Here is a 6,093-nt window from a genome sequence, read left to right as displayed (position 1 = left end):
GCCACGCGAGTTTCGCCAGCAAGAAAATTCGCTAACCTAAGCATGACTGCGTGTCCGGTCATGCAGGGGCAAGTCCAATGATGCACGGTATGCCACTTGCGGTCGAGCGCTACAAAACCCGCGTCCGCAAGGTAAGCCCGAAGCATTTCGAAACGTTCGTCACGGGTCGTCACGGAAACAAGGTCTCGCTACCAACACACCAAAGAATAGAGGGGCATCTAGCATCAAGGCATCGGCCCCGTATAGGGACGGAAAACTACATGTCGCCGTTCAATATTTCGGTCGAAGCGCACTCGGTCGCGCTTACTACCAGCACCAGCAGTACAACTTCATTTGCCATCTTTCGGAACATGTTGTTCTCTGTCGCTTAGACCTCGATATACGATACCGACTGTGACGCCACCAGCTTCGGCGGCGTTGGACATGCGCACCGACAGAGGTCATCACTCAGCGCCGATTGTCGGCCATCCGGTCCGGTGCTCGAATGACGTGGTCCGTCGCACTCAATCACGCCGAGTGTCTTGCACACCGGGCACCATACCGGATCGTGTTCATACGCTTGTTCGCGACCGTGCAGAATGTCTTGTCCGTCACCACCCTGCACGATGCCTCCGACGGTCGTCGTGTCACCCTTCACGATGTCGTAGCGTCGCATGTTGCCCCCGCTCAGACTGCGCCAGGCCGCAGTCGCAGACTGTTCAACAGCGTGTCCCACGTCTGCAGTGCGCCGGCCTCATCGACCGGTGACGTCGCCTCTTCAGGCTTCAAATCGGGACTACTAGCACCGAGCAACAATTGAATTGCCGTATGCGGCTTTGCCAACGTACTCGGATCGCCGGGCGCGAGCAGGTAAAAGCGATAGGACGTGATCTCGCCTTCCTTCAGCGCGAACAACACTTCCTCGGCGTCCATCCCGGCCACCGTGCGCTTGCCTTGCCGCAGGATGCGGTAGCTGCCGCTCGAAAGCTGATCCATCCTCGCGCGCAGATCAGGAAGCGTCTTGGTCAATGGTTGCCCTTGGTCCTCGCTCATCGACTTGCGCGTCTGAATGACGAGTAGCGCCGGCCGCCCCGGCATCAGCGCGAACGACTGGCTGGCTTCTTCGGGATAGGTCGAAGCCCCCGTGACGATCCCGCCATCGAAGCAGAATCCCGATTCGGTCGGGACCGACCAGTTATCGCGCGCCTTGATGCGCCGATATAGATCAGTATAAAACCCTTCAAATTTGCTCAATGCATCTGGACCAAATGATCCGGCCGTATGAAATATTTCATCACCATCAAAAACAAAACCCTCAGATTTAAATGGCAGCCTTATCCCCTCAGTGTGCGACATCTGATAAACAAAAGCCTTGGAGTCGCTTCTTGGTGAGACCTCCCTTTCCAGCCAAGCATGATTCGTTGGTTTGTTATTATCACTCGGATCGATGCGTATATTTGTTTTTAGGGTCTTCTCCAAATTGCTTACTTTTTCTCGATATGTGGCAATTGACGCATTGTGTTGTGTCTCCAGTTTTTCTCCTCGAAACGCGTACCGCTGATTCGTGATTTCGCTAGTCGCAGGTCGTTGGAACACAAAGCGCCCGATGCACCACGGGCGCGGCTTGGACAACAAGGGATTCGTCATCGTCGGTTCCACAGAAAAGGTCATCGAACAGGCGCACACGCCCATCACTAAAAATAGGAGTCGGCCAATTCTCGTCAGCATTTCGGCTCCGGAGCATCTTGCGCGATTTGCACGATGCTATAGAGGAGCGCCCAGCGCGCCCATGGATGGTTATAGCTTTCCTGATGCACATATCCTCCTTGGTCGAACACCACTTGTATACCCTTGGCCGCGCCCCCTTCCAAGCCATACGCGGGTGCTTCGGCCGACCAGACCGGCACAGTACCGTCGCCTGGGATAATGCCGTTCTTATCAGGATCGGGGGCGTCACTGCCCGGCGGCAGCTTCGCCACCTTCTGCACCTCGAACTCGATGGTGACATTGCGCGAGTCCAGGTGCACGCGCAGCGTCCCTGTGTGGGAATCGTCGTGTTTCTCACCGAGGAACCGTGCAGCGCGCAGCTCTTCCTCCGTTACGCCGGCCGGCACGTTGCCCTTCCAGATCACCGTACCCCATGCCAACAGCTCATCGAGCTCCTTGCCTTTCTCGATCGCAGGTTTGCTTGACTCATTGCTTGAGGTAGCTTGCCCTTTAGGCGGCAAAGCTCCGTCGCCATAGGAAATGTAAGTCCTATCATGGTATTTATTTTTTATCTTATTTTGATTTACCGTAACAACGTCTCCCATCAATGCTTGGAAATTGCTAAGAACAGTGTCCCCACGCCCCAAATCGTCCAACCGCTTTTTCACCATTCCTGCCGGATCGAGTAGCGACACGGATTCCTCAGGTACCAATCCGTACCATTTGGTATTGGCATAAATCTCCTTGTATGCACTCCCTTCCTTCGGAAACTTCATCACCGGAGTGCCGTCAAGCCGCGAAAAGATCCACCATGCCTCCCCGTTGTGGTAATCCGGCATCGGCAACAGCTCAAGCGGTCCCGGCGCATTCGCCGCCACCGCTACGAACTCGTCTGCATCGCTCCCGAGCAGGGCACCGTTGATGAAACCGTTCACCCCGCCCTCGCTGCCACCTCCTGTGCGGAACCGCTTCGCCGCGATTGGCGCCCCGGTCGCCGGCAGCACGTTGTGGAATACACCGTGCATCAGGTCCGCTCCACCGTGCATCGCGATCGCCATTCGTGCGACTAACCCGCCCATCGAGTGCGTGAGGATAATCGCCTTGCCGCTATGGTTCTCCTCGATGATCTCCCTGATGCCCATCAGGCGCGCCGTCTTGCCGGTCTTCTTGTCCTTGAAATCCGTGCCATCAATCACCTGTTGTGCCGATTTTTCATTCGATTGCAGCCAGTTGTACCCAATTGCGTACACTCGGTACTGGTATTTCATGAAGTGCTTGAATACCTCCGAGTCTTTTGCGATCGCCTGCCCCCGGCCTTGCGCGCCGACGCCGATCGACCCGTAGTCGGCCGGCTCCGTGTCCAGCAGCGGCTTCAGCGCCCACTTCTTGCCGTCGGGGTCGCCTGCAATCCAGGGCCCTTTATGCTTCCCCAGATGCATCGGCTCGTTCAGTTGCTCCTGCAGCCACGCCAACATGGGTTGATAGCTCGACCGATACACTGAGCCCCAACCCCGCCGAATGGCCTCCTTCTCGTCCACGTACTGGTCTGGTTCAGCATCCTTTTCGTGCTTGCCGGCGCTGACCGGCCCGAACGGGGTGACGGCTGCCAGGGTCGGGTCGAACAGCTTTTCCCGCGTGGACGCGCCCTTGAACCACAGGCCGATCAGTGCTGGCAATGCGCCCGCCTTCCCAAATAGGCCGTCCGTCTCCGGTGCAAAGAACATCTCGTCACCGGTTTCGGTGTTCACCAACGGCGAGCCCATCACGCCTGGCAGGAAGATCACCGGAATGATTGGCCGCACGTCGCACAGCAGTTCTTTGGAGCGCGTGTCACTCGCCGGCGTCAACGTAAAATGCCCGACCGACGCGCCGTCCTTGTCCGTGCGACCAGCCTGCTGGACGACTTCGTTCTCGGCATCGTCACTGAACGGCGATCCGCCGCCGGATTGATCTGTGTTTTCGCTCATCGTTGTTCTTCAAATTCGCGCATCGGTTATCGGATTCATGCTGCAGGACCGTTCGGCTTCGGCCGCAATGCGCGCACCGCCAGCTTCTCGATATCCTCGCTCTTCTGCTCGGCCACGTGCCCCAGCTCGTTCGTCATCCCACTGAGGCGTGTGCCGTCACCGCGGATCAGTTCGTACGGGTGGTTTTTCATCACCTCTCCCGTGATGCGATCGCGCAGCACATACGGATCGTTAAACTTGGCCTGCGGCAGGCTGTTCATATGCTGCGCAATCGAACTCGGCCCCTGACGGCTGAGCGACGCCGATTTGATCGTGCGCGGGCCTTGCGTGCCGTCTTCAATGCCAGCGGCCACCCACCGGGTGTACGAGCCGCCCGCCTTGATGATGATTTCATCGGCATCGAGCACAATGCGCTTGGCCTTCACGGTCACGTCTTTGCCGGCATTGACGTTCACGTCATCCGTGTTGGCCGACAGCTTGATCGGACCTTTCGCGGTCACGAAGTACGCACCGAGTTTCTGCGCGAAGAAGCTCACCTTTTCCGCAGCCGCCACGACGAACGACTTGCCGGTCGCAACGTACGTGTTCTCGTTACTGACGACGTTGACCTCTTTCTCGGCGACGATATGCGTCGAGCTGTCCGCGATCAGTGCAATGTCTTTCGGCGTCGATACCAAGATGTTCGGCTGCGCAAATCCGTTGGCGCTGCCCGTACCACCGCCTGCCGTCACGCCGCCCGACGTATCGCCCGATACCGGGTGCTGGATATCCTTCGACAGCGCCTTGAGCGCATCCTGTCCGATTTGCAGCGATTCCGCCTGAGCAGTCGTGCTTGCGCTGGACAGCGACTCGACCAGCATTCCTGCCTGCTGCAACTGCGATCGCGCCTCGTCCACGCCCATCTGCTCATCGTCGTAGGATTTCGAGTGCGCACTGATGGACAGTCCCTTGCTAGCACGAACCGCACCGAACTCGTCGGCGTGCAAGATGAAACCCGCACCCAAGTACTGCCCCCGCGTATTGCCGTCATGCTTGATCAGGTAGCCCTGCGTCAGCGCCGCATAACTCTTGCCGGTATAGCTGACCAGCCGCGTCCCGCTTTGATTCGTGGAATCGTCATGGACGAACGAGTTGTAGGCGCCCGTCTTGCCGAACCCCTCCGACTTGAACCCGGACAGCAACGCGTTCGAATGCCATTGGGACGGAGTCGTCCCACCATTGATCCGACCCAACACAAACGGCTTGTCACAATCCCCGTTCCAGTAACCGACGATGACCCATTCCCGCGCCCTCGGCACGTGAACCGCTCCATAACCGTTACCGGTATCGGATTGAAGCGACGACAGCAGCGGTGAGGAGTTGAAGGCGTCCTGTGGATTCTTGCGATCCCATGCGAAATGCACCCTGATCTGGTTCCGATCGTTCGTCCACGCTTCCGCGCCATCCGGGGTCACGACAAGCGCGTGTTCGATCGACATGACCGGCTTCGGATGATCCAGCGGACTCCGGTATTCGACAGCCGTGGGTTGCGCCTCGACTTCGAGCACGAAAAATCCTGCCGAACCATCCGCCTCATGCCCCAGCGTCTTGAATCGCTCACGGTGAATCGCCTGCTGCTCGGCCAGCGTTGCGCGAAGACTTTGCGGAAACTCGGCCGTCTGCTGGCCGATCGGAACGTTGTTCTCGATGAACCAACGCGCCTCGACCACCAGAAACTCTCGCTTCTTCGAGTCGCCATCCTCGTGGCGAGGATGACTGTTCAACACGAACCGCAAACCAGCATCGAGCCACCGCACGCCGCCTACGCCGAAATACCGGCTTGCGCGCGCATCCCACACCTGCACTCGCCGTTGCGCTCGCGCCTCGCCATTGTCCGAACTGGAATAGCCGTAAGCCGTCGATTCATAGACCGTCATCGGCGCATCAGGAACGCTATGCTCAACTTTCTGGCGGCGCTCCTCTGCGACATAGCTTGTCGCGGCAAGTCCACTCTCAACCTGAAAATTGGACGCGGGTCGCTTGTAATCAAAAGCACGCGACATATAACGCGTGCTCTGCATCGTCTGCACCGCAGCCCAATGGGCGAAACCGTCAGATTCGTTGCTCTCGTTCGCCCGAATGAATTCAACTGACTTTGCGTCGGGAAGTGTCGAGACGCGGTCAACGATGACGAGCGTCGTCTTGGGGGCGTCACCTTCGCTAACGTTTTCGTGGACCCAGTAGAAATACCAGCCCTCGGCTTCGACCAGGCGGTTCACGAAGTGAAGATCGGATTCGCTTTGCCTGCACCACGAACGCTTGGCAGGATCGGACGACAGCGAGAAACGGTACTGTCCGCGTAGCTGCGGATACCGATCAAACACTGACCTTCCCCCTCTGAAGTATCCCACTGTAAAGTTAGTGGCAAGGCCGCAGGAGAAACCTTGTCATGAAGAAGTCG

At 58.0% G+C, this 6,093-nt stretch carries 3 protein-coding genes and 1 pseudogene; all 4 read right to left on the bottom strand.

The window, feature by feature from the left end; all coding sequences use genetic code 11:
* Positions 1–367 precede the first annotated feature (367 nt).
* Complete coding sequence (locus tag DIE21_RS36465; protein ID WP_124502164.1) at positions 368–655, bottom strand: PAAR domain-containing protein; 288 nt, start codon at positions 653–655, stop codon at positions 368–370.
* Positions 656–666: 11 nt separating this feature from the next.
* On the bottom strand, positions 667–1,707 hold the full coding sequence (locus DIE21_RS37480) for a T6SS immunity protein Tli4 family protein (protein WP_260432612.1): 1,041 nt from the start codon (positions 1,705–1,707) through the stop codon (positions 667–669).
* Positions 1,701–3,653, bottom strand: a complete 1,953-nt coding sequence (locus DIE21_RS36455; protein ID WP_124502163.1) for a triacylglycerol lipase — start codon at positions 3,651–3,653, stop codon at positions 1,701–1,703. Before DIE21_RS36455 ends, DIE21_RS37480 begins: the two co-directional genes overlap by 7 nt.
* Positions 3,654–3,688: 35 nt before the next feature.
* Positions 3,689–6,016: pseudogene (locus tag DIE21_RS36450) on the bottom strand (type VI secretion system Vgr family protein); the annotation flags it as partial.
* Positions 6,017–6,093 lie beyond the last annotated feature (77 nt).

The sequence above is a fragment of the Burkholderia sp. Bp9140 genome (genome assembly GCF_003853425.1).
Classification (GTDB): domain Bacteria; phylum Pseudomonadota; class Gammaproteobacteria; order Burkholderiales; family Burkholderiaceae; genus Burkholderia.
Note: the sequence above shows the minus strand (reverse complement) of the source record. Positions and strands in the feature narration are given on the sequence as shown.